This window comes from Labrenzia sp. THAF187b, assembly GCF_009363375.1.
GTDB lineage: Bacteria > Pseudomonadota > Alphaproteobacteria > Rhizobiales > Stappiaceae > Roseibium > Roseibium algicola.
The window spans coordinates 130,682-152,450 of sequence record NZ_CP045344.1; the positions used below are offsets into that span (position 1 = coordinate 130,682).

Below are 21,769 nucleotides of genomic sequence, written 5' to 3' on the forward strand. Positions count from 1 at the left end.
CCCATGGCTGTTTATACCGAAGTAACCGATGAGGAACTGAACGACTTCATCGGCAGCTACGATGTCGGACGTCTGTTGTCATTCAAGGGCATTGCCGAAGGCGTGGAGAACAGCAACTTCCTGGTCCACACGGACAAGGCGTCCTACATCCTGACGCTGTACGAAAAGCGCGTGAACCCGGACGATCTGCCTTATTTTCTGAACCTTCTGCAGCATCTGGCCGCAAAGGGCCTGTCCTGTCCGACACCGGTTCCCTCGCGGGACGGCAAACTTCTGGGCACACTCGCCGGCCGACCGGCTGCGCTGGTCACCTTTCTGGATGGCATGTGGGTCAAGCGGCCCAAAGTGGACCATTGCGCCGAGCTGGGCCGGGCCATGGCCGAGTTGCACCTGGACGGCGCCGATTACGACGGGTTCCGCAAGAACGCCCTCGACGTCAGCGGCTGGCGTCCCCTGTTCGATCAATGCGGGGAGCGCAGCGATACGGTTCATCCCGGTCTCGGCGCAGAGATCGCCAGCGAGCTGGATCACGTGGAAAAGGTCTGGCCCAGGGACCTTCCAGGCGGGGTGATCCACGCGGATCTGTTTCCCGACAACGTGTTCTTTCTGGGCAACGAGCTTTCCGGGCTGATCGATTTCTATTTCGCCTGCAACGACGCCTTTGCCTATGACATTGCTATCTGCCTCAACGCATGGTGCTTCGAGCAGGACATGTCGTTCAACGTGACCAAGGCAAAGGCCCTGCTCAAGGGTTATTCCGCCGTGCGACCGTTGAGCGAGGCTGAATACGATGCCTTGCCGACCCTTTGCCGGGGCGCGGCCCTGCGCTTCCTGCTGACACGGCTTTATGACTGGCTGAGCGTGCCGGAGGGTGCGCTGGTTACGCCGAAGGATCCGCTGGAATATCTGAAGAAGCTCCGCTTCCACCAGAGCATTTCCTCCACGCAGGCCTACGGGTTGGAGCGATGACGGAGAACAACAACCGGGTCACGATCTATACGGACGGCGCCTGTTCGGGCAATCCGGGTCCGGGCGGCTGGGGTGTCATCCTGCGGTTCGGGGAGCACGAGAAAGAGCTTTCCGGGGGCGAGTCGGAGACCACCAACAATCGTATGGAGCTGATGGCCGCCATTGAGGCGCTGAATGCCCTCAAGCGCCCTTGTGCGGTCGACCTTTATACCGACAGCACCTACGTGCGCAGCGGCATCAAGGAATGGATGTACGGCTGGAAGCGCAAGAATTGGCGCACGGCTGCCAACAAGCCGGTAAAGAATGCGGATCTCTGGCAAGCTCTTGACGCCGCAAGGGAACGTCATGACGTTACCTGGCACTGGGTCAAGGGACATGCCGGCCATCCGGACAATGAACGTGCAGATGAACTGGCGCGCGGCGGAATGGCCCCGTATAAGAGCGGCGAAAAAACGAATCCTGTCTGATGAGCAGAGGATTTTGAGTGAGACTTTTCTGGTGGTCCGGCGCAGCAGCAGTGCGCACAATGGTTCCGGATATGGCCGGAAAAGTTCTGATCGTGGCCAACCCGACATCGGGTGGCTATAGCGCCGAATTTCTGGATGACGTGCGCAATCGCCTGGAAGATCTCGGCTGCAAGACCGAGATCCGGTTGACAAGACGCGCAGGCGAAATCGGCGACATCTGCGCGGATCCCTCATTGCCTGTGCAGACGCTGGTGGTTGCCGGCGGAGACGGCTCCGTCAACGAGGCCCTGACCGGATTTCAGAACCACCCCGCCCCGCCGCAACTGGGCATCATTCCCTTCGGCACCGCCAATGTGCTTGCCCTTGAACTTGGCCTCCCGCGCAATGCGAAGGCAATTGCCGAACTGATCCGACGCGGCAAGACCAGGCAGTTGCACTATGGTCTTGCCAACGGCAGGCCTTTTGTACTGATGGCCTCTGCCGGGTTCGATGCCGAAGTCGTTCACGCCGTGCCGCTTTCCCTGAAACGGCGCCTTGGCAAGCTCGCCTACGTCATCACAGCGCTTCGGACCGGTTTCAAACGCAAGAGCGCGTCGCTGAAAGTGATCCTGGATGGCGAAGAGCTGACCGGAAAACTCGCCGTAGCCAGCAACGCCCGCCACTACGGCGGCCCCTTTGTCATCTGTCCCGGCGGGGCGACCGATCCCGGCCTGCATATGCTGGTTCTGGAAAGGGACGACCCCTGGTCGTCCTTCTGCTACGGCGTCGCGCTCTTGATGGGCCGCATCCACAAGGCCAAGGGCGCTTTGGTGCGCCCGTTCAAAACGGCCTCCATTCTGGCAACAGGTGCCGTCGCCGCACAGGTGGACGGCGATCCCTTCGGTGCAACGCCGCTGGAAATTCGGCAAACGGACAAGACCGTGCCCATCCTGGCACCTTGACGCGGAAACGGCGCAGCATCGCCTCCTCGCCTTCCAACCCCAACGACATCAACTCCCTCTGTCGTTGCAGGACTTGCCCCTGCAATCCAATTCGTGACCTCGGCGACCCCGAAGCCCTTGCGGCTGGATAGCCCACGGCATGGATGCCATGGTCGCGCCATGGCATGACCGTGGGAGGGGGAGGTGAGCACATCTCAACAAGCTCATTAAAAGCGTCATCGAAGACTGAGTGGCCCGCCCAAAGAAGGCATCACGCACGACGCTCCTTTTGTCGCCGCAGCCCTTTCCAATCCCCATCATTGCAGGGCTCGCCCCTGCAATCCATTCCGTTTCCTCACCCCACCCGAAATCTTGGCGACGGGATAGCGCGCGGCATGGATGCCATGGTCGAGCCATGGCATGACCGTGGGAGGGGGAGGTGAGCACATCTCAACAAGCTCATTAAAAGCGTCATCGAAGACTGAGTGGCCCGCCCATAGAACGTAATACCGCGCGGCGCTCCTTTTGTCGCCGCAGCCCTTTCCATTCCCCGTCATTGCAGGGCTCGACCCTGCAATCCATTCCGTTACCTCGCCGCACCCGAAGTCTTTGCGACAGGAGAACGAGCGGTATGGATGCCATGGTCGCGCCATGGCATGACGGAGTGGGTGGGAAACAGCTATCAGAGCCCCTGACGCAAGATCAGCCGGCACGATAGTTGCCGGCCAATGTCAGGCCGTTTCGGCTTCCGCCGGCATCTTGCGCAGGATCTTGGTGGCTTCCGCTGCCGTGACAGCCTCGCCGAAGTAGAAGCCTTGCGCGTATTCGCAGCCGAGCTGGTAGAGCTCCAGCGCATCGTTCTCGCTCTCCGCTCCTTCGGCAACGACCGACATGCCAAGGTCATGCCCCATGGCAACGATTGTCCTGAGCAGCACAGGCCGGGCGGAAGACCCGTTCGGTTTGACGAAGGACTGGTCGATCTTGATCGTGTCGAAGGGGAACCGCTGCAGATAGGACAGCGAGGAATGGCCGGTGCCGAAGTCGTCAAGGGACAGGCCTGCCCCCAGCCCGCGAAGGCGCTCGAGCACCTTGGCGGAGTATTCCGGGTTTGACATAACCAGTGATTCCGTCAGTTCCAGCTTCAAGGTGCCCGGTGCCAGCGATGTTCTCGACAGAACGGCCTTCACATCGTTGATCAGGTCCTGTTTCAACAGCTGACGGGACGAGAGATTCACCGAAGCGAACAGAGGCTGCTGCATCGGGAACTCGCGCTGCCAGAACGCCAGCTGCTGTGCGCCCTTGTCGAGCATGTAAATGCCGAGTTCGTTGATGAGACCGGACTGCTCGGCGACGGGAATGAATTCCGAAGGTGAAATCTTGCCGCGCTTGGCGTGGTTCCAGCGTGCCAGCACTTCGAAGCCGGCTACCGCCTGGTCTTCCAATCGGATGATCGGCTGGAAGTAGACACCCAGCGTTTCCTTCTTGATCGCTTCGCGCAGGTCGGCTTCCAGATCGACGATGTTCTTGTCGAGCGGGCGCAAGATCGGACGGAACACTTCCTGGCGGTCACCGCCCAGGCGCTTGGCGTGATTGAGGGCGATCTCCGCATTGGTGACCATGTCCTCGACCGCCTGTTTGCCACCTTCGAAGAAGGCAATGCCGACGGAGCAGGTCAGAAAGATCTCCCGGTCGCCGAAGGTGATCGGTGCGCGGACCGCCTTGCGCAGCGAATCCGCCAGCGCAACAATCCGGTCCGGCTCCTGCTCGGACAGGAGAACAAGGCCATACTGGTCGCCGGAAAGACGTCCCAGAGTATCCTGCTGGCCGATCAGTCGGCCGAGACGACGCGCCACCGTCAAGAGGATGCTGTCGCCTGCGGAAAGACCAATGCTGTCGTTGACCTGTTTGAAACGGTCAAGATTGAGCACGAGCAAGGTCGGCTTGGAGGTTTCTTCCGCACGCGACCGGATGACGCTGGTGCGCAAGCGATCGACGAAGAGTTCGCGGTTCGGCAGGCCGGTCAGATTGTCGTGGACGGCATCGTGCAGAAGGCGTTCTTCCGCCGTGCGTTCCTCGGTCACGTCCAGGAGCGTGCCCACGCAGCGGATCACCTCGCCGTCCGATCCGATGATCGGCCGGGCCCGCAGGCGGAACCAGCGGAAGTGACCGTCTTCTGAGCGCAGACGGAAGGTTTGGGTTACCTTGCCGCGACGCTGATCGATCACCGCGTCGAGCGTCGCCCGGAACCGGTCACGGTCCTGGGGATGCAGAATGTCCAGCCAGTCACGCGCAGGCCCTTCCAGGGTGCCACGCTTCAGGTTGAGCAGATCTTCAACCTCATTGCCCGTGTAGATGCGGTCGCGGTCGATGTCCCAGTCCCAGATGATATCGCCGGCACCGGTCAGGGCCAGTGCCTTGCGTTCGACATCGGAGATGAGCCCCTGCGCGATCGCGCCACCGGCAAAGGCGTGCTGCATCACCGTGAAGCCGATCAGCAGCACGATGAGAACAAGACCACCGCCGAGCGCGGGCTGGACGATGTCGTTGGACAGATAGCCGGTTACGGTCATCGCTGCCCCGACCAGCCAGGCCATCAGCAGGCACCAGGTCGGGATCAGCAGGATGGCGCGGTCATAGTGCTGGAAGGCCAGCACCGCGATGGTGACGAAACCGAGCAAGCCAATGATGGCGAGCGCAAGACGGGCGATGCCGGCTGCAATCGAGGGATCCCAAACGGCAACGCCAAGCAGACCCAGGATCAGGATCAGCGTCGTCAGCGCCAGATGGGAATAATGAATGTTCCAGCGGTTGAGGTTCAGATAGGCGTACAGGAAGATGATCAAGCTGGCCGCGAGCATGACCTCGGCGCAGGCGCGCGCGAGCTGGCTGCCGCCGCCCTCCAGATTGAACACCATGCCCCAGAAGCCGAAATCGATGCACAGATAGGCCAGCACCGACCAGGCAAGTGCCGCGGTGGCGGGGAACATGACCGTGCCCTTGACCACGAACAAGATGGTGAGGAACAGGGCCAGCAGGCCGGAGATGCCCAGAATGATGCCACGGTAGAGCGTGTAGGCGTTGACGGTTTCCTCGTAGACATCCGGTTCCCAGATCCGGATTTCCGGCAGGTTCGGCGTCGTCATTTCCGCGACGAAGGTGACGATCGACCCCGGGTCGAGCGTGACCAGGAAGACGTCTGCCTCAAGGCTTTTCTGACGTTCGGGAGCGATGCCCTGACTCGGTGTGATCGCCAGAATGCGCGAGGAACCGAGATCCGGCCAGAAGAGGTCGGAGCCGACCAGCTTGTAATTTGGCGCAACGATCAGGCGGTCGATCTGTTCATCGCTGGTGTTGGCCAGCGCAAACACCGCCCAGTTGGTGTTGGTACCATCGCGGGAGGGAACCTCGATACGGCGCACGATGCCGTCCGCACCCGGTGCGGTCGACACCTGCAGCCGAGTCCCGGCTTCGCGATGCAGGTCGACGGAATTGGTGATGTCCAGTGCTTCGACGTCGATCGGAACAGGGATCGGCTCCAGCGCCCGCGCAGGCAGGGTGGCAAGCAACGTTGCAAACAACGTCAGAGCAATAACAAGGTTTCTGATCACGCTTGTTTTCGGATCCGGTATCACAATCGACATGGGGCGAAGAAGTACCGGGTTGTGGCGCATGTCACAAGAATTCTTTCAAGATTCCCTCGACGCTCGGTGCCACCTTTTCAGGTCGCGACGCATGGTCTTCCGCCAAACAGGCAAACAGAAGATGATCCTGCCAGGTCCCGTTAATTAACAGATAGTTGCGTGCGTAGCCTTCCCGGTGGAACCCGGCATTTTCGAGCAGACGGATGGACGGCATGTTCGTTGGCAGACATGCCGCTTCAATACGATGAAGGTTCAACACGTCGAAACAAAACGGCAAGATCATGGCGACAGCCGAGGACATATGTCCTTTTCCGGCGTGCCGCTCGCCCATCCAGTAGCCAAGTGTCGCAGTCTGGCTGACACCCCTGCGGATATTACTGAGTGTCAGTCCGCCGAGGATCTCGTTGCTGCGCGCGCGAAACAGAAGGAACGACAGGCTGCGCCCTTCCTTGCGATCCTTCGAATAGCGGCGCAAGCGGCGACGAAAGCCGGTTCGGGTCAGGTCATCGGACGGCCAGAGCGGTTCCCAGGGCTTCAGGAACGCCCGGCTTTCCCCGCGAAGTTCCGCCCAGGGCTTGAAGTCGTACATGATTGGCGGGCGAAGATAATAACCGCCGGCCTCGATCAGAAGTTCAGCGTCAGGTGTTGCTCCCGGCCGTAACAGCGCCATGCCCCACTCTCCGGCTTGTTCTGTCCGACTTACATGGATGCGGCTCGCAGGACCGGGCTTTGCTGAAGCCGTCCTGCGAGTTCGTCCGCAGTCATGATACCATCAACCGGCCCGATCGCAGTCAGGGTCGGCACCGTGCCCACGAAAGTTTCGTGTGCGACCCTGCGGATATCGGCAGCCGTCACGGCTTCGATCTTCGAGGAAATCTCGTCCGGGTCGAGCACGCGATTGTGCACGAGGATCTGTCGGGCAATCTGTCCGGCGCGGGCTGCCGGGCTTTCCAGCGCCATCATCAGTCCCGCGCGGATCTGCGCCCTGGAGCGGGCGACTTCCTCGTCGGTGATCGTCTGGGTGGCGGCGATCAGTTCGTCCACGATCATCGGCATCAGCGCAGCCAGGTCTTCCTGGCTGGTGGCCGCATGCAGGCCGAACAATCCGGTATCGGAAAACGCCCAGTGGAAGCTGTAGATGGCGTAGCAAAGGCCGTGCTTCTCGCGGATCTCCTGGAACAGACGAGACGACATGCCACCGCCCAGGACCGATGCCAGGATCTGGATGGCGTAATAGTCCTTGGACTTGTAGGGTCGGCCTTCGAAACCGATCAGAACCTGTGCTTCCATCAGTTCCTTCGGCCGAAGGGTTTCCCCACCGCGGTAGCGTGCTTCGGATTCCGGAGCTGCAGGCTCGGAGTTGAAACCACCGAACTTTTCGCGGGCAAGAGCGACAAGCTCTTCATGATCAACCGCGCCAGCAGCGGCCAGCACCATGTCGGGCGCCCGGTAGCGATCGGCGAGATAGGCGTTGAGTGCGTCGCGGTTGAACCCCTGCACCGTTTCCGGCGTTCCGAGGATCGGCCGTCCGATGGCCTGGTCCGGCCAGGCGGTTTCCTGGAACAGGTCAAAGGCCTGATCGTCGGGGGAGTCGTTTGCCGCGCCGATTTCCTGAAGGATCACATGTTGTTCGCGCGTCAGCTCCTGAGCATCGAATGTGGAATTCTGCAGGATGTCAGCGAGAATATCGACCGCAAGCGGCGTGTCTTCAGCCAGGATACGCGCGTAGTAATTGGTGTGTTCGATGCTTGTGGAAGCGTTCAGCTCACCACCGACGGCCTCGATCTCTTCTGCGATGCCGCGCGCCGTGCGGGTCTTGGTGCCCTTGAAGGCCATATGCTCCAGAAGATGGGTTATCCCGTTCTGATGCACATTCTCCGCGCGGGACCCGGTCCGCACCCACACGCCAAGAGCCGCCGTCTTCAGATGAGGCATCTGGTCGGTGACGACCGTCATCCCGTTATCGAGAATTGTTGTTTGTACTTTCATATGCTCACACCCCAGCAGTAACGGCCCGGGCGTGATCTTCGATGTATCGCTCCACCACGCCCTGATCCGCCGCCAGAACCTGCTGGCGCTCCTCCGCACTCATCATATCCTTCAGGTTTTCCGGCAGCTCCGGCCGGTTTCCTGAAGCCCGTTCCACCGCATCCGGGAATTTGGCCGGATGCGCCGTGCCCAACACCACCATCGGTGTCTCACCGTTATCATGGTCTTTCGCCACATGGACACCGATTGCCGTGTGCGGGTCCAGCAGATAGCCTGCCTCGTTCCACAGTTCGGCAATGGTCGATGCCGTTTCGTCCTCGTCGCAGCGGCCTGCTCCGAAGACCGCGCGCATGGCGCGGAGCGGACCTTCCTCGATCTCGAAACTGCCGGACTGGCTCAACTGGTTCATCATGCGCCGGACTGCCGCGCCATCGCGTCCGCACACCTCCGCCAGAAGCCGTTCGAAATTGGAGGACACCTGGATGTCCATGGACGGAGAAATGGTCGGCGTCACGCCGCGCTTTTCATAACGCCCGGTCTTGAGTGTCCGCGCCAGGATGTCGTTGACATTGGTCGCCACCACCAGCTTCTCGACTGGAAGCCCCATCTGCATGGCGGCATAGCCGGCGAAAATATCACCGAAGTTGCCGGTCGGCACCGTGAACGAGATCTTGCGATGCGGCGCACCAAGGGCAGCGCCTGCGACGAAATAATAGACGATCTGCGCCAGGATCCGCGCCCAGTTGATCGAATTGACACCGGAAAGGGCAACCCGGTCGCGGAAGGAAAAGTGGTTGAACATGCCCTTGACGATGGCCTGGCAATCGTCAAAGTCGCCGTCGAGTGCCAGGGCATGAACGTTCTTTTCCGCCGGGGTCGTCATCTGGCGGCGCTGCACGCTTGAAACGCGTCCGTCGGGAAACAGGATGAAGATATCGGTGCGCTCGCGCCCGCGGAAGGCCTCGATGGCAGCGCCGCCGGTGTCTCCGGATGTTGCGCCGACAATGGTCGCGCGCAAGCCGCGCTCGGTCAGGACATAGTCCATCATCCGGCCAAGCAGCTGCATCGCGACGTCCTTGAACGCCAGCGTCGGGCCGTGGAAGAGTTCGAGGATGAAAGTGTTCGGTCCGGTCTGGACAAGCGGCGTCACGGCCGGGTGGCGGAAGCCGTCGTAGGCTTCTGCAATCATGGACTTCAGATCGTCTTCGGGAATGGCGCCGGCCACGAAGGGCGAAATAACCTCGAAGGCAACGTCCTGATAGGGTTTACCGGCGAAAGACGCGATGGTGTCGGCATCAAATTGCGGCCAGGTTTCGGGTAAGTAAAGTCCGCCGTCGCGTGCGAGCCCCTGTAGCAGGACATCGGAAAATTCCAGAACTGGTGCTTCACCACGCGTACTGATGTATTTCACCGCGCAACGTTCCTCTTGCTTTGTTTGTCGCGGGACGCCCGCGTCCCCTGCCTGTTTGCCAGACCTCTGATGCGAGAAGGATCAGCCTACTTGAATTCCGGCAGATTTGAAACAAACCATGCCATTGATGCGACTTACGCGCCATAACATTCAAGCGCAAGTCGCTTTTGGCTAAAATGATGACCGTGGAGAGACAAGTTTTGCGAAACCGGCCGTGACGTCAGCACCGTCAGGCATGCCCTGCATCGGCATAAAGCATGGCTGGATCGATACCCATGCTGGCAAGCGCGCGATGCCATTTCTTGTCGGAGGCCTGATCGAACAGAATGTCCGGATCGGCCGGGGCCGTCAGCCACCCATTGGCCTGGATTTCGTTTTCGAGCTGCCCCGGAGCCCAGCCCGCATAACCGAGGGCCAGCATGGCCTGGGTGGGGCCAGTCCCTTGCGCAAGCGCCCGCAGGATCTCCAGTGTTGCCGTCAGGCAGATGCCGTTATCAATGGCAAGGGTCGACTGGTTCAACATGAAATCGTCGCTATGCAGCACGAAGCCGCGTTCGACCTCCACCGGACCACCCTTGTGGACGCTCATGTCGCGGACTTTCGACGGCAGGCGAATGGCACCATCGTCGTTGACGATATCGAGTTGTATCAGAAGCTCTTCCAATGACAGATGGCGAGCCACCTGGTTCACCACGAGGCCCATTGCCCCCTGGTCGGAATGAGAGCACAGGTAAATCACAGAATGTTCGAACCGGCTGTCTGACATGCCCGGCATCGCAATCAGAAACTGACCTTCAAGGGAATCTGTTGCTGCGGATCCGGCCATGCGTACCTCGTTTTCTGTTGACGCTCTCTGCCCAGGGGAAAGCATAGCCCCTTTGCCAGGCTTTGTTAATGTCTGTTTGTGCTCGCCGAATGGCAACCGGCTCACTTCAGCGTCACAAGGATATGACCTGGATTGCCCAGTCTGGTCGATGACGCTTGCCTGAAACTCGTGTAGCAAAGAAGGCATGAAACGCTCTGTCCTTGCCCTTGCGCTCACTCTTTTTGTTTTTGCTTCGCCTGTCCATGCCGCCATGACCGGCTGGACGGAAGTTCAGGGAGGCGCCGTCAGGCTGATCGCCTCGGGCCCCATGAAGGACGGCCACTATGAAGCCGGTTTGGAGTTCCTTCTGGAACCGGGCTGGCACACTTATTGGCGCTATCCGGGCGAAGCCGGAATTCCGCCCCAGATCGATACGACCGGAAGCGCAAACATCAAGACCACCGAGGTGCTCTATCCTGCGCCGGAGCGCTATGACGACGGCTTTTCTGAATCAATCGTCTATCACAATGGCATTGTTCTGCCGCTGCGGGTCGAACCTGAAAATCCCGATCAAGCCGTGACGCTTTCCCTGGACGTTTTCTTTGGTATCTGCAACGAGATCTGCGTTCCCGGAGAGTCCTCCCTGACGCTTGACCTGACCCCGGATGCCGAGACCGACAGCCTTGCCCAGACACTGATCCTCCGAGACCTCGAGGCCGTGCCTGCCACCCAGCCGTCCGCGGATCTGAAGATAAGTGCGATAGCGCTGTCGGCATCGGGCGATGCGGTGGAGATCGAGGTCCAGGCACCTGAAGACACCACGCTGGATCTTTTTGCAGCAGCTCCCGAAGGCTCCTATATCGGCCTGCCTAAACCTGCCGGCCAAGGCGGTGAAAAGACGCTCTGGCGTTTGTCACTCAAAGGCATGAAAACAACCGAGACCGACACAGATCTGCGCCTCGTGCTGACTGCGGGCGGTCGCGCGGTCGAGCAGCTGTTTCCCATTGATCCGGCCTGGGTGAAATAGAAACTGCCTCCTGCCGGTCTGCCCATCGAACCGCTTTTGCCTCAACTTCCCTCGACGGATGGCCAACAAAGCCCTATCTGTGTCGCGGGGCTGCCGTTTCGCCGCAGCCGGTCAATCAAGGGATATTCACTATGACACTTTCTGTTGGGGATCGTCTTCCTGAGGCAACATTCAACACCATGACCGCGGACGGCCCCGGCGAAATATCGACTGGCGAGCTGACATCCGGCAAAACCGTTGTGCTGTTCGGCGTGCCGGGTGCCTTCACCCCGACCTGCCACATGAACCACCTGCCGGGCTTCATCGAGCATGCGGAAACGCTGAAGAACAAGGGTGTCGACACCATTGCTGTCCTGTCCGTGAACGACGTCTTCGTCATGGACGCCTGGAAGAAAGCCTCCAGCGCCGGCGACAGCATTACGTTCCTGTCCGACACGGCTGCCGGCTTTGTCGAAGCCGCAGGCCTCGGCCTCGGGCCGGCACCGATCTTCGGTCATCTGCGCTCACAGCGTTTCGCGCTGATTGCCAAGGATGGCGTGATCACCTTCCTGGCGATTGAAGACGCTCCGGGCGAAGCCGTGAAGTCTGGTGCTGCCGCAATTCTGGAAGCACTCGGCTAAGCTGTTGGCTGAATGATTTTGAAATGACGAAGGGCCCTGCGGGGCCCTTTTTTTGATCGTCCCCTCTCAACAGGTCATCCCGGACGCAGCAACGCGGAGATCCGGGATCGGAGAGCCGAGGGCTTATCAACATGGCTGCTGACAAAAGTGACGCCGTGCCCCCCCCGGCCCCGGCTCGCGCTTCGCTTGACCGGGACGACGACCGAGAGCCTGTGTTTTTCCGCCCCCCGTCGCCAAGTTCTTTCGTGTCACGAGGCCACCAGCACCGCCTATTTGCTCGACGTTTCACCCGCCTGCCGTTTGCGCGGCCAGAGGATGCTTGCAGCGTAGGCGAGATAGACACCGATCAGCGTTGCTGCCAGACCAAACCAGGTCAGCGCGTAGCCGAGGTGATCGTTCTTGAAATGAACGATGGTCTCCCCCGCCTGCGGCAGACCGGAAGGCGGTGTGAAGGAAGCGTCGAGATCTATGCTGAAGGGAGCCAGCCTGGCGGGATCGAGGCCCAGTTCTGCTGCCATGGCGTCCGTGTCACGTGCGAACCAGATACGATCTTCCCGACCTGGTTCAGGCGTTGTCCAGTTCGGCTTTTCACTCAGCCGCAGAAGTCCGGTCAGCTCCCAGGCGCCATCAGGCGGCGTGATTGCCTTTTCGCGCGTGGCCTTGTCGAGCCCTTGTGGAAGGAAGCCGCGGTTGACCAGAACGACCCACTGCTGGTCCGTTTCAAAGGGTGCATAGACCATCACCCCGGGCCCGCTTGCTCTCCCGACCGGATCAGTCAGCGCGGTGTAATAGAAGACTGCCCCTTCCAGGAAACGTCCGGTGAGCCTGACATGGCTATAATCGTCGGAAGGTGCAAGGTCGCCCCAGGCCGCTGGTTCGGGTGCTGTTTCCGGTGGGGTCGAAACACCGGCTTCCACCTGTTCGATGAGGTTTTCTTTCCAGGCGAGGCGGTCAAGCTGCCAGAAACCGAGATTGAGCAGAACCACCAGGGCCGCGATGGCGGCGAGTGTCGGAATAACGAGTTTACGCATGGGATTGTCTTCCCGGGACCCGCCCGGTCAATTGTCGTCCTTGCCGGTGTCCAGTTGGCCTTCGGCGGCCTTGTGCCGGAACTGAAGTGCGATCATGAGGCCTTTCAGCGGTCGAAGCACTCCACCGGCCAGCAGGATCGTCAGCGGCAGCCAGAGGACCAGGTGTACCCAGATCGGCGGCTGGTAGGAGAGCTCAACGAAGAGCACCAGACCGACCACGATAAACCCGACGATCATGATGACAAAGACCGCCGGGCCGTCACCACTGTCGGCGAAGGAGTAGTCGAGCCCGCAGGCCATGCAGGATTTCTTGACGCTCAGGAAGCCGTCGAAAAGCTTCCCCTGGCCGCAGCGCGGACACTTGCCCGACAGGCCTGCGGAAACCGGATTGACCGGTGGAAAATGCGCCTTGTCTTCCATGATGTGCCTCAAGCCTCAACTGAAATGAAAACGCCCGATCCGGTGGCCGGATCGGGCGTTGCTCGTGCCGGTTTGGCGCGATCCTAGTGAGCGGCCGGTGTGCCTGCGCCCCAAATGTAGATGGAGACGAACAGGAACAGCCAGACGACGTCAACGAAGTGCCAGTACCATGCGGCGGCTTCGAAACCGAAGTGCTTCTCCACGGTGAACTGACCAGCCAGTGCCCGGAACAGGCAGACGGCCAGGAAGATGGTGCCGACGATAACATGGAAACCGTGGAAACCGGTCGCCATGAAGAAGGTCGCGCCATAGATGTTGCCGCCGAAATCGAACGCGGCGTGCATGTATTCATAGACCTGGCAGATGGTGAAGAGAACACCCAGCAGAACCGTAAGGGTCAGGCCCCACTTCAGGCCATCGCGGTCATTGTGCAGCAGCGCATGGTGTGCCCAGGTGACCGTGGTGCCGGAGCACAGCAGGATCAGGGTGTTGAGCAGCGGCAGGTGCCAGGGATCGAACGTTTCGATGCCAACAGGTGGCCACTGACCGCCGGTAGCCTCGACGCGTGCAAACTGGATGGCTTCGCTGGTGAACAGCGACGCATCGAAGTAGGCCCAGAACCATGCAACGAAGAACATCACTTCCGAAGCGATGAACAGCAGCATGCCGTAGCGAAGATGTAGCGAGACCACCCGGGTGTGGTGACCCTGAGCGGATTCGCGAACGGTGTCGCGCCACCAGCCGAACATCACATAAAGGACGATCAACAGCCCAATAGCGAACAGGCCCCAGCCGGTGAGATCCAGGCCGAGCAGCACGAATTCCATGCCCTGTGCGTATTTCATGAAGCCGATGGCACCCAGTGCCATGACGAACGCACCGACGGATGCGATGAACGGCCACGGACTCGGATCGACCAAGTGGTAATCGTGGTTTTTGGTATGTGCCTCAGCCATCGGCAAGCTCCCCAAAGACAGTCATTTCAAGCGCGGATGCGCCAATCACTCGAATTTTGTTTCAGCTGCGGCCTTCTCGGCCTTTGCTGCAACAGGACGTTCCGGTTCTTCTACCGGGAAGAAGGTGTAGGACAAAGTGATTTCCTTCACGTGTTTCAGCTCAGGATCCTTGTCCATTTCCGGGTCGACGAAGAAAACGACCGGCATTTGAACAGTCTCGCCGCTTTCCAGCGCCTGCTCGGTAAAGCAGAAGCATTGCAGCTTGTTGAAATAGGCCCCGGCGGTCGGCGGCGACACGTTGAAAGTCGACGTGCCGACGGTCCTGCCGGAACCCGTGTTGGTTGCCACATATTCCAGTTGAGCGGTTTCGCCCATCTGGAGCGTGACCGAACGCTGCACCGGTTTGAATTTCCAGGGCAGCTCATGATTGACGTTGCCGTCGAAGCGCACGGTGATCTTGCGGTCGATGATCACGTCGCTTTCAGCCGTGGCAACCTGTGTGGTGCCACCAAACCCGGTGACACGGCAAAAAAGATTGTAGAGCGGCACGGCGGCATAGGCCGCCCCGACCATGAACATGAACACGCCAGCGCAAACCACCGCGACCTTGCGGTTGCTGCGTGACAGGTTTGAAGTGTCTTGTCCGTTGCTCACACGATCTCCCTCAAAGCGCCCGGTCCAGGATACCGGGGCCCAGTTTGACGATGGTCACGACATAGAACAGCACGACGAGGCCGCCGAGCACGCAGGCGATTGCAATCGACCGCGATCGGCGCTTCTTCTTCTGCTCTTCGGTGAGTGCAATGCCCTGCTCTTCCTTGGCCATCACGTCACGCTCCTGCAATCAGGCTCTCACCCAGAAGCAGGGCGAACAGCATGAACAGGTAGAAGATTGAAAACTTGAACAGACGCCAGCACGCGGCCTTCGCCGGATCGCCCTCGCGCTTGCGCCAGACGTCAAAGGACAGGCCGACGAAAATGGCACTCAGAAGAGCGGATGCGATGCCGTAGACGGGGCTTGCAAAGCCAAGCAGATAAGGTGCGACACCGATGGGTGCGAGCAGGATGGCGTAGGCAAGAATATGATGCCGTGTCACGGTCTCGCCGGCGACAACTGGCAGCATCGGGATCTTGGCGGCCTGATAGTCGCCGTTCTTGACCAGTGCCAGCGCCCAGAAGTGCGGCGGTGTCCACATGAAGATGATCAGGAAGAGCACGAAGCTTTCCAGGCTTACGCTTCCGGTAACGGCTGCCCAGCCGATCATCGGAGGAAACGCCCCGGCTGCGCCGCCGATAACAATGTTCTGCGGCGTCGAGCGCTTCAGCCACATCGTATAGACGATCACGTAAAAGAAGATGGTGAAGGCCAGGAACGCACCGGCAAACCAGTTGACCAGAAGGCCGAGCAGCACAACCGAACCGATGGACAGCGTCACACCGAAGGCAAGCGCTTCCTCACGCGTGACCTTGCCGGCCGGGATCGGCCGCTTGCGGGTGCGCGTCATGACTTCATCGATGTCGGCGTCGTACCACATGTTGAGCGCGCCGGAAGCGCCTGCTCCGATGGCAATGCACAGGATCGCGACAACACCCAGCACTGGATGCACGGAGCCCGGTGCCAGCATCAGGCCGACAAAAGCGGTGAAGATGACCAGAGACATCACTCGCGGTTTCAGGAGCGCCACATAGTCGCTCACCGATCCCATGCCGCCGTCCCAGACAGCGGTTTCCTGGCTCATCGTATCCTGGCGCTCAACGAGCGACATAGGCGCGTCCTTTGAATTCTTGTTTTCGATCGCGATCCGGGGATCGCGCGTCCGGGTGCACATGGCCCGGCAGTTTTCTTGAAAGGGAGCACCGCGCCGGCAACCGGCGCGGTGCTGATCTTGACCGGGAGGCGAACCTCCCGCCGCGATTTACTTGATGCGCGGCAGGGTCTCGAACTGGTGGAACGGCGGAGGAGAAGACAGGGTCCACTCCAGGGTCGTTGCACCTTCGCCCCACGGGTTGTTGCCGACAACGCGCTTCTTGGAGAACGCCTCAACGATACCGAAGAGGAACACCAGAACCGCAAAGGCCGAGATGTAGGAGCCGATGGACGACACGAAGTTCCAGCCGGCAAACGCATCCGGGTAGTCGACATAGCGGCGCGGCATGCCGTTCAGGCCCAGGAAGTGCTGCGGGAAGAACACCAGGTTCACGCCCACGAAGGTGATCCAGAAATGGGCCTTGCCGATCGTCTCGTTGTACATGTAGCCGAACATTTTCGGGAACCAGTAGTACCAGGCCGCGAAGATGGCGAACACGGCGCCGAGAGACAGCACGTAGTGGAAGTGAGCAACCACGAAGTAAGTGTCGTGGAACGCGCGGTCGAGACCGGCGTTGGCGAGCTGCACACCTGTCACACCGCCAACGGTGAACAGGAAGATGAAGCCGATTGCCCAGACCATAGGCGTGCGGAACTCGATGGAACCGCCCCACATGGTCGCGATCCACGAGAAGATCTTCACGCCGGTCGGAACCGCGATCACCATGGTGGCGGCCACGAAGTAGGCCTGCGTCTCGGAGGACATGCCGACGGTGTACATGTGGTGCGCCCACACGATGAAGCCGACGACGCCGATGGCGACCATGGCGTAGGCCATGCCGAGGTAACCGAAGATCGGCTTGCGCGAGAAGGTGGAAATAATGTGGCTGATGATGCCGAAGCCCGGCAGGATCAGGATGTACACTTCCGGGTGGCCGAAGAACCAGAACAGGTGCTGGAACAGGATCGGGTCACCGCCACCGGCAGGTGCGAAGAACGTGGTGCCGAAGTTACGGTCGGTCAGAAGCATGGTGATGGCACCAGCCAGAACCGGCAGGGACAGCAGCAGCAGGAACGCGGTGATCAGCACCGACCAGGAGAACAGCGGCATCTTGTGCAGGGTCATGCCCGGCGCACGCATGTTGAAGATGGTCGTGATGAAGTTGATGGCACCGAGGATCGAGGAAGCACCAGCAATGTGCAGGGACAGGATCGCCAGATCCATAGCCGGTCCGGGCTGACCGGACGTGGACAGCGGCGGATAGATAGTCCAGCCGCCACCGACACCGTTGGAGCCCGGAGGACCTTCAACGAAGAGGGAGAGAAGCAGGAGCAGGAAGGCCGGCGGAAGCAGCCAGAAGGAGATGTTGTTCATCCGCGGGAACGCCATGTCCGGCGCACCGATCATGATCGGCACGAAGTAGTTGGCGTAGCCGCCGATCATGGCCGGCATGACCATGAAGAAGATCATGATCAGACCATGTGCGGTGGTGAACACGTTGAACAGGTGCGGATCACCGAAGATCTGCATCCCCGGCTCCTGAAGTTCCATCCGCATGCCGACGCTGAGCGCGCCGCCAACGATACCTGCCATGATAGCGAACATCAGGTACATGATACCGATGTCCTTGTGGTTGGTCGAATAGACCCAGCGGCGCCATCCGGTCGGATGGCCATGTGCCGCATGTGCTTCGGTCGCAGCCATTTTGGGCTCCCTCTTTCAGACTTTCTCAGCGGCGCTGCATGTCATCGCGCGCATCGCCAAACAGGATCGTCGCCGCATTATTTCGCGGCGACAGAGATCTCTTCCAGCTTGCCTGCGGCAGCCACTTTCTTCGCATCGGCGATCGATGCCAGGAGCTGCTGGTTGGCAGTGTCCAGATCGTCCTGGGCGGCAGTTGACCAGGTCTGGAACTGATCCTTGGAAACCACCCGGATCGCGATCGGCATGAAGGCATGGTCCTTGCCGCAAAGCTCGGAACACTGACCGTAGTAGACACCTTCCTCGCGAGCGTGGAACCAGGTTTCGTTCAAACGGCCCGGGATGGCGTCGATCTTGACGCCGAAGGACGGCATCGCGAAGGCGTGGATAACATCTTCGGAGGTCACCTGGACGCGAACAGTGGTGTCGACTGGAATGACGAGATCGTAGTCAACGGACAGAAGGCGCGGAACTTCGTTGAGCGTCACGCCGCGAGCTTCTGCAACAGCCTGGCGCTCGTCGTCCTTGACCATGATGGAGTCGAAGGAGAGCTCACCCATGTTTTCATCGGTGTACTCATAGCCCCAGTACCACTGGTACCCGGTCGCCTTGATGGTCATCTCGTATTCGGGAATGTCCAGCTGCTTGTAGAGCAGGCGGAAAGACGGGATCGCGATCACGACCAGGATCAGGATCGGAGCAACCGTCCAGACCACTTCGATCATGGTGTTGTGCGAGGTTCTGGACGGAACCGGGTTCGCCTTCGAGCTGAAGCGGGTCATGCAGACGATCAGCAGCGCAAGCACGAACAGCGTGATTACGGTGATGATCACCAGGGTGAACCCGTTGAACCAGGTAATGTCGTCCATCACATCGGTGACAGAGGCCTGAAAGCCCAGCTGCCATTCCTTGATGCCGGATTCCGCTGCCAGGGCCGCCGTCGACACTCCAGCAAAAGTTGCCGCCGCACCGGCCATAGTCATGAGACGCTTGAAGACTGCCTTCACGTCCGCGCTCCCTTCCCTCATCCGCCTGAAATGGCGGAAAATGCTAAATTTCCGGACTCAGATCCGGTCCAATCCGGTGCGGCAGTAGCGGGCTTGGCGGCGCTGCGCAAGCCAAATCTGCTGCGTCCTGGAGTTGGACAAGGTCATGAGTTTGACCGGACTATAACCACAAACTCATATAAAGGGCGATGGCTACCATCGGGCATAGCGGCGATGTGCCGCATCATTCCACCGACACCTTTGAGCCGCACAAAAACCACAAGAAACGCCGGGCTGCAACGGAATTTCCAACTTTTCACAGCCACCTGAAGCTCTCTGCCATTTGACACGGGTCAAGGACATGCGAATTTTCGACAAGAATTGCGGCTAATCCTTAGGTTCCTGAACCGCCGGACTGGAAACGTGCGCCGTCATGCGGCAATGTCTGGCCTAGAATTACACCTTGATTCGCCAAGCAGGCCGCATCTTTTTGTGCCGGGCCGACCAAAAGCGAACCGGACAACGATTGACTGGAGGATTTCTTGTCAACCCAATTGCCGCAGTCACTGGCTGCCCGCCCTAACGGACGTTCCAGACTGTCTTTTTCCAAACTCGCGGCCATTGCCGGGATCGTCTTCAGTTCGTTGACTTACGGAAATCTGCCCGCTGCAGCACAAGGCGAGGTCCGCTCGACTCACGGCGACTGGCAAATGCGCTGCGACACGCCTCCCGGTTCCACCGGTGACCAGTGCGCGCTGATCCAGAACGTCACCGCGGCCGACCGGGAAAACGTCGGACTGTCCGTGATCATTCTGAAAACCGCCGACAAGCAGGCCCGCATTCTCCGGGTTCTTGCACCGCTCGGCGTGTTGTTGCCGTCCGGCCTTGGCCTCAGGGTCGACAACGCCGATATCGGCCGGGCCGGCTTCGTCCGCTGCCTTCCGAACGGCTGCATTGCCGAGGTCATTCTCGAAGAAGATCTGCTGAGCAAACTGCAGGCCGGCTCTCAGGCGACCTTCATCATCTTCCAGACCCCGGAAGAAGGGATCGGCATCCCGATTTCGCTGAACGGGTTCTCCGCAGGCTTCGACGCCCTGCCCTGACACGGAAACGCAAGCAAACAAACGAAAGGCGCCCAATCGGTGCCTTTTTTGTTTCCGAAATTCTGGTGATGTGCCTTGCCGTCTATTCCGCGGCTGGCGCGTCAGGAGCGTTCGCCTCCATCGACCGGCGCGGTGTCACCTTGTGCAGCTTGTCGGCGCCGGCAAACATGCCCTCGCGCAATTGCTGGGCAAGCCGCTCCTCGTCCCGGTCGCGCACGTCTTCCTCGATCTGGTCGATCCGGTCGAGGGGAGTTCCCAGTGCTTCGAGCGCCGCCCGGCCGAAGACGACGCTTGATTCGAAGGTTTCACGAATCTGGAAATCGACGCCACGTTTGGTGAGATCCAGCATATGTGCGCGGTCCGTCGCCCGGCAGAAGATCAGTGCTTCGGGAAAGCCTTCGCGCACGAGGTCGATGGCCTTGCCCATCACCTTGTCGTTCTCGATGCACATGGCAACCAATGTCGCCTTGCCTGCCCCTGCCGCCGCCAGGACGTCTGCCCGCGTGGCATCGCCGTAATAGACCTTGTAGCCCTGCTTGCGGGCGTAGGCGATACGGTCCGGCCGATTGTCGATGGCGGTGATCTCAAGCCCTTCGGATGTCAGGAACTGGGCCACCACCATGCCGAAGCGGCCGAAGCCGATCACCAGCACGGTTGGTGTTGCCTCCTCGAATGTTTCGATCGACGGGTTTTCAACACCCCGTGCCTTGACCCTGGCCGCCAGCCGGTCCAGCCCGAGACAGGCAACCGGCGTCAGCAACATGGTCAAGACCACAATCGCATTCAGCTGGTTGACGGCCTGATAGCTCAACAGGCGCTCGCCGACAGCGGCGGTGAACAGGACAAACGCGAATTCACCACCCTGAGGCAACGTGACGGCGATGCGCAATGCATCGGAATTCGGCGAGCCGGTGCCCCGTGACAGAGCCCAAAGGAATATGCCCTTCACGCCCATCACACAGATGACGCCGATTGCGAGGATTTCCCAGTGGGTCATCACCAGGTAGATATCTAGCGACATGCCGACGGCGACAAAGAACAGGCCCATGAGCAAAGACCGGAAGGGCTCGATGTCGGCTTCAAGCGTATGGCGGAAACTCGATTCGGCCAGCAGTACACCTGCCAGGAACGCCCCGAGCGCCATCGACAGGCCGACCGCATGCATGATGCCGGCACTGCCAAGAGCGACGAGGAGAGCGGCTGTCAGCATGACCTCGCGCGCGCGGCTTGCCGCCAGCAGCAGGAAAATCGGCGACACCAGATATCGGCCAGTCAGGACAACCGCGGCCACCGCCGCCAGAACGATCATGATCTCGCTCAGGATCTGGGTGTAGGTGGATGGCCCTTCCCCTGGCGCCAGGATGGCAACCATCGCAAGCAGTGGCACGATGGCAATATCCTGAAGCAACAGGATGCCAAACGCGCGTTGGCCGTAGGCTGAGGAAAGTTGTCCGCGTTCCTGAAGGATCTGCAGCGCGAACGCGGTGGAAGAAAGCGCCAGGCCGAAGCCAGCCACCAGGGAGGTGGTGAAGGAATAACCGAACAGCCGTCCTATGGCGTAGAAGGTCACACCGGTCAGTAGCACCTGGGCCGTTCCAAGGCCGAAGATGTCACGCTTCATCCGCCAGAGTTTTCGCGGGTCCAGCTCCAGACCGATGACAAACAGCAGCAGGACGACGCCTAGCTCGGCGACATGGAGCACGTCCTCGCCGGAGCCGAGAAGCTTAAGGCCATGCGGGCCTATAACGGCTCCGGCAGCGAGATAACCGACCACCGATCCAAGCCCCAGCCTTTTGGCGATCGGAACGGCGACGACCGTCGCGGCCAGAAACACGATCGATTCGGCAAAAAACGGAGGGGCTCCTTCTGCTGCCATTCCTTCTCCTTAACCGCATGGTCCCGACACGTCGCCTTC

General features: G+C 60.2%; 20 protein-coding genes. 6 read left to right on the top strand and 14 right to left on the bottom strand.

The features are described 5' to 3' along the window. Positions 1-3 precede the first annotated feature (3 nt). From thrB to FIV03_RS00645, 3 genes are read left to right on the top strand one after another with little or no spacing between them, the layout of a single operon-like run. Entirely contained in the window at positions 4-969 is a 966-nt protein-coding gene (thrB, locus tag FIV03_RS00635) for a homoserine kinase (RefSeq protein ID WP_152508327.1), read from the top strand. Further along, positions 966-1,436, top strand: coding sequence for a ribonuclease HI (gene rnhA / locus FIV03_RS00640; RefSeq protein WP_055657829.1), 471 nt, complete (start codon positions 966-968; stop codon positions 1,434-1,436). Before thrB ends, rnhA begins: the two co-directional genes overlap by 4 nt. Before the next feature lie 17 nt (positions 1,437-1,453). Next, positions 1,454-2,377, top strand: a complete 924-nt coding sequence (locus FIV03_RS00645; protein ID WP_208984429.1) for a diacylglycerol kinase family protein — start codon at positions 1,454-1,456, stop codon at positions 2,375-2,377. 710 nt (positions 2,378-3,087) lie between these two features. On the opposite strand, the gene FIV03_RS00650 is transcribed toward FIV03_RS00645, so the two are convergent. The 5 genes from FIV03_RS00650 to FIV03_RS00670 all read right to left on the bottom strand — a co-directional run bounded on the left by FIV03_RS00650 (position 3,088) and on the right by FIV03_RS00670 (position 10,223). Then, positions 3,088-5,997, bottom strand: coding sequence for an EAL domain-containing protein (locus FIV03_RS00650; protein ID WP_023002010.1), 2,910 nt, complete (start codon positions 5,995-5,997; stop codon positions 3,088-3,090). A 31-nt stretch (positions 5,998-6,028) separates the two neighbouring features. Continuing rightward, complete coding sequence (locus FIV03_RS00655) at positions 6,029-6,667, bottom strand: GNAT family protein (RefSeq protein ID WP_023002011.1); 639 nt, start codon at positions 6,665-6,667, stop codon at positions 6,029-6,031. Positions 6,668-6,696: 29 nt separating this feature from the next. Beyond that, on the bottom strand, positions 6,697-7,986 hold the full coding sequence (locus FIV03_RS00660; RefSeq protein ID WP_031269731.1) for a pitrilysin family protein: 1,290 nt from the start codon (positions 7,984-7,986) through the stop codon (positions 6,697-6,699). Positions 7,987-7,990: 4 nt separating this feature from the next. Then, positions 7,991-9,397, bottom strand: coding sequence for a threonine synthase (thrC, locus tag FIV03_RS00665; protein ID WP_152508328.1), 1,407 nt, complete (start codon positions 9,395-9,397; stop codon positions 7,991-7,993). 229 nt (positions 9,398-9,626) lie between these two features. Next, entirely contained in the window at positions 9,627-10,223 is a 597-nt protein-coding gene (locus FIV03_RS00670; RefSeq protein ID WP_023002014.1) for a YqgE/AlgH family protein, read from the bottom strand. Between the two features lie 184 nt (positions 10,224-10,407). On the opposite strand from FIV03_RS00670, the gene FIV03_RS00675 reads away from it, so the two are divergent. Further along, a complete protein-coding gene (locus FIV03_RS00675; RefSeq protein ID WP_152508329.1) occupies positions 10,408-11,229 on the top strand; it encodes a protein-disulfide reductase DsbD domain-containing protein in 822 nt (273 codons plus the stop codon). Positions 11,230-11,360: 131 nt separating this feature from the next. Then, on the top strand, positions 11,361-11,849 hold the full coding sequence (locus tag FIV03_RS00680) for a peroxiredoxin (RefSeq protein WP_055657820.1): 489 nt from the start codon (positions 11,361-11,363) through the stop codon (positions 11,847-11,849). 269 nt (positions 11,850-12,118) lie between these two features. Here FIV03_RS00680 and FIV03_RS00685 read toward each other — a convergent pair whose 3' ends face one another. The 8 genes from FIV03_RS00685 to coxB all read right to left on the bottom strand — a co-directional run bounded on the left by FIV03_RS00685 (position 12,119) and on the right by coxB (position 18,748). Beyond that, positions 12,119-12,880, bottom strand: coding sequence for an SURF1 family protein (locus FIV03_RS00685; protein ID WP_152508330.1), 762 nt, complete (start codon positions 12,878-12,880; stop codon positions 12,119-12,121). Between the two features lie 27 nt (positions 12,881-12,907). Next, entirely contained in the window at positions 12,908-13,303 is a 396-nt protein-coding gene (locus FIV03_RS00690) for a DUF983 domain-containing protein (protein ID WP_031269732.1), read from the bottom strand. Positions 13,304-13,383: 80 nt separating this feature from the next. Next, positions 13,384-14,256, bottom strand: a complete 873-nt coding sequence (locus tag FIV03_RS00695) for a cytochrome c oxidase subunit 3 (RefSeq protein WP_152508331.1) — start codon at positions 14,254-14,256, stop codon at positions 13,384-13,386. Positions 14,257-14,301: 45 nt separating this feature from the next. Then, positions 14,302-14,910: a cytochrome c oxidase assembly protein gene (locus tag FIV03_RS00700; protein WP_023002020.1), complete on the bottom strand. Its 609-nt coding sequence runs from the start codon at positions 14,908-14,910 to the stop codon at positions 14,302-14,304. A gap of 10 nt (positions 14,911-14,920) precedes the next feature. Further along, positions 14,921-15,082, bottom strand: a complete 162-nt coding sequence (locus FIV03_RS31485; RefSeq protein ID WP_023002021.1) for a hypothetical protein — start codon at positions 15,080-15,082, stop codon at positions 14,921-14,923. 4 nt (positions 15,083-15,086) lie between these two features. Then, entirely contained in the window at positions 15,087-16,022 is a 936-nt protein-coding gene (locus FIV03_RS00705) for a heme o synthase (RefSeq protein WP_152508332.1), read from the bottom strand. A gap of 150 nt (positions 16,023-16,172) precedes the next feature. Further along, entirely contained in the window at positions 16,173-17,768 is a 1,596-nt protein-coding gene (gene ctaD / locus FIV03_RS00710) for a cytochrome c oxidase subunit I (protein ID WP_152508333.1), read from the bottom strand. Positions 17,769-17,845: 77 nt separating this feature from the next. Next, positions 17,846-18,748 (bottom strand): cytochrome c oxidase subunit II, encoded by a 903-nt coding sequence (gene coxB / locus FIV03_RS00715; protein WP_173013968.1) that lies wholly within the window; start codon positions 18,746-18,748, stop codon positions 17,846-17,848. A gap of 623 nt (positions 18,749-19,371) precedes the next feature. Between coxB and FIV03_RS00720 the strand changes: the two genes are divergently transcribed. Then, positions 19,372-19,854: an invasion associated locus B family protein gene (locus FIV03_RS00720; RefSeq protein WP_228866686.1), complete on the top strand. Its 483-nt coding sequence runs from the start codon at positions 19,372-19,374 to the stop codon at positions 19,852-19,854. An 82-nt stretch (positions 19,855-19,936) separates the two neighbouring features. On the opposite strand, the gene FIV03_RS00725 is transcribed toward FIV03_RS00720, so the two are convergent. Next, complete coding sequence (locus FIV03_RS00725) at positions 19,937-21,730, bottom strand: monovalent cation:proton antiporter-2 (CPA2) family protein (RefSeq protein WP_152508335.1); 1,794 nt, start codon at positions 21,728-21,730, stop codon at positions 19,937-19,939. Positions 21,731-21,769 lie beyond the last annotated feature (39 nt).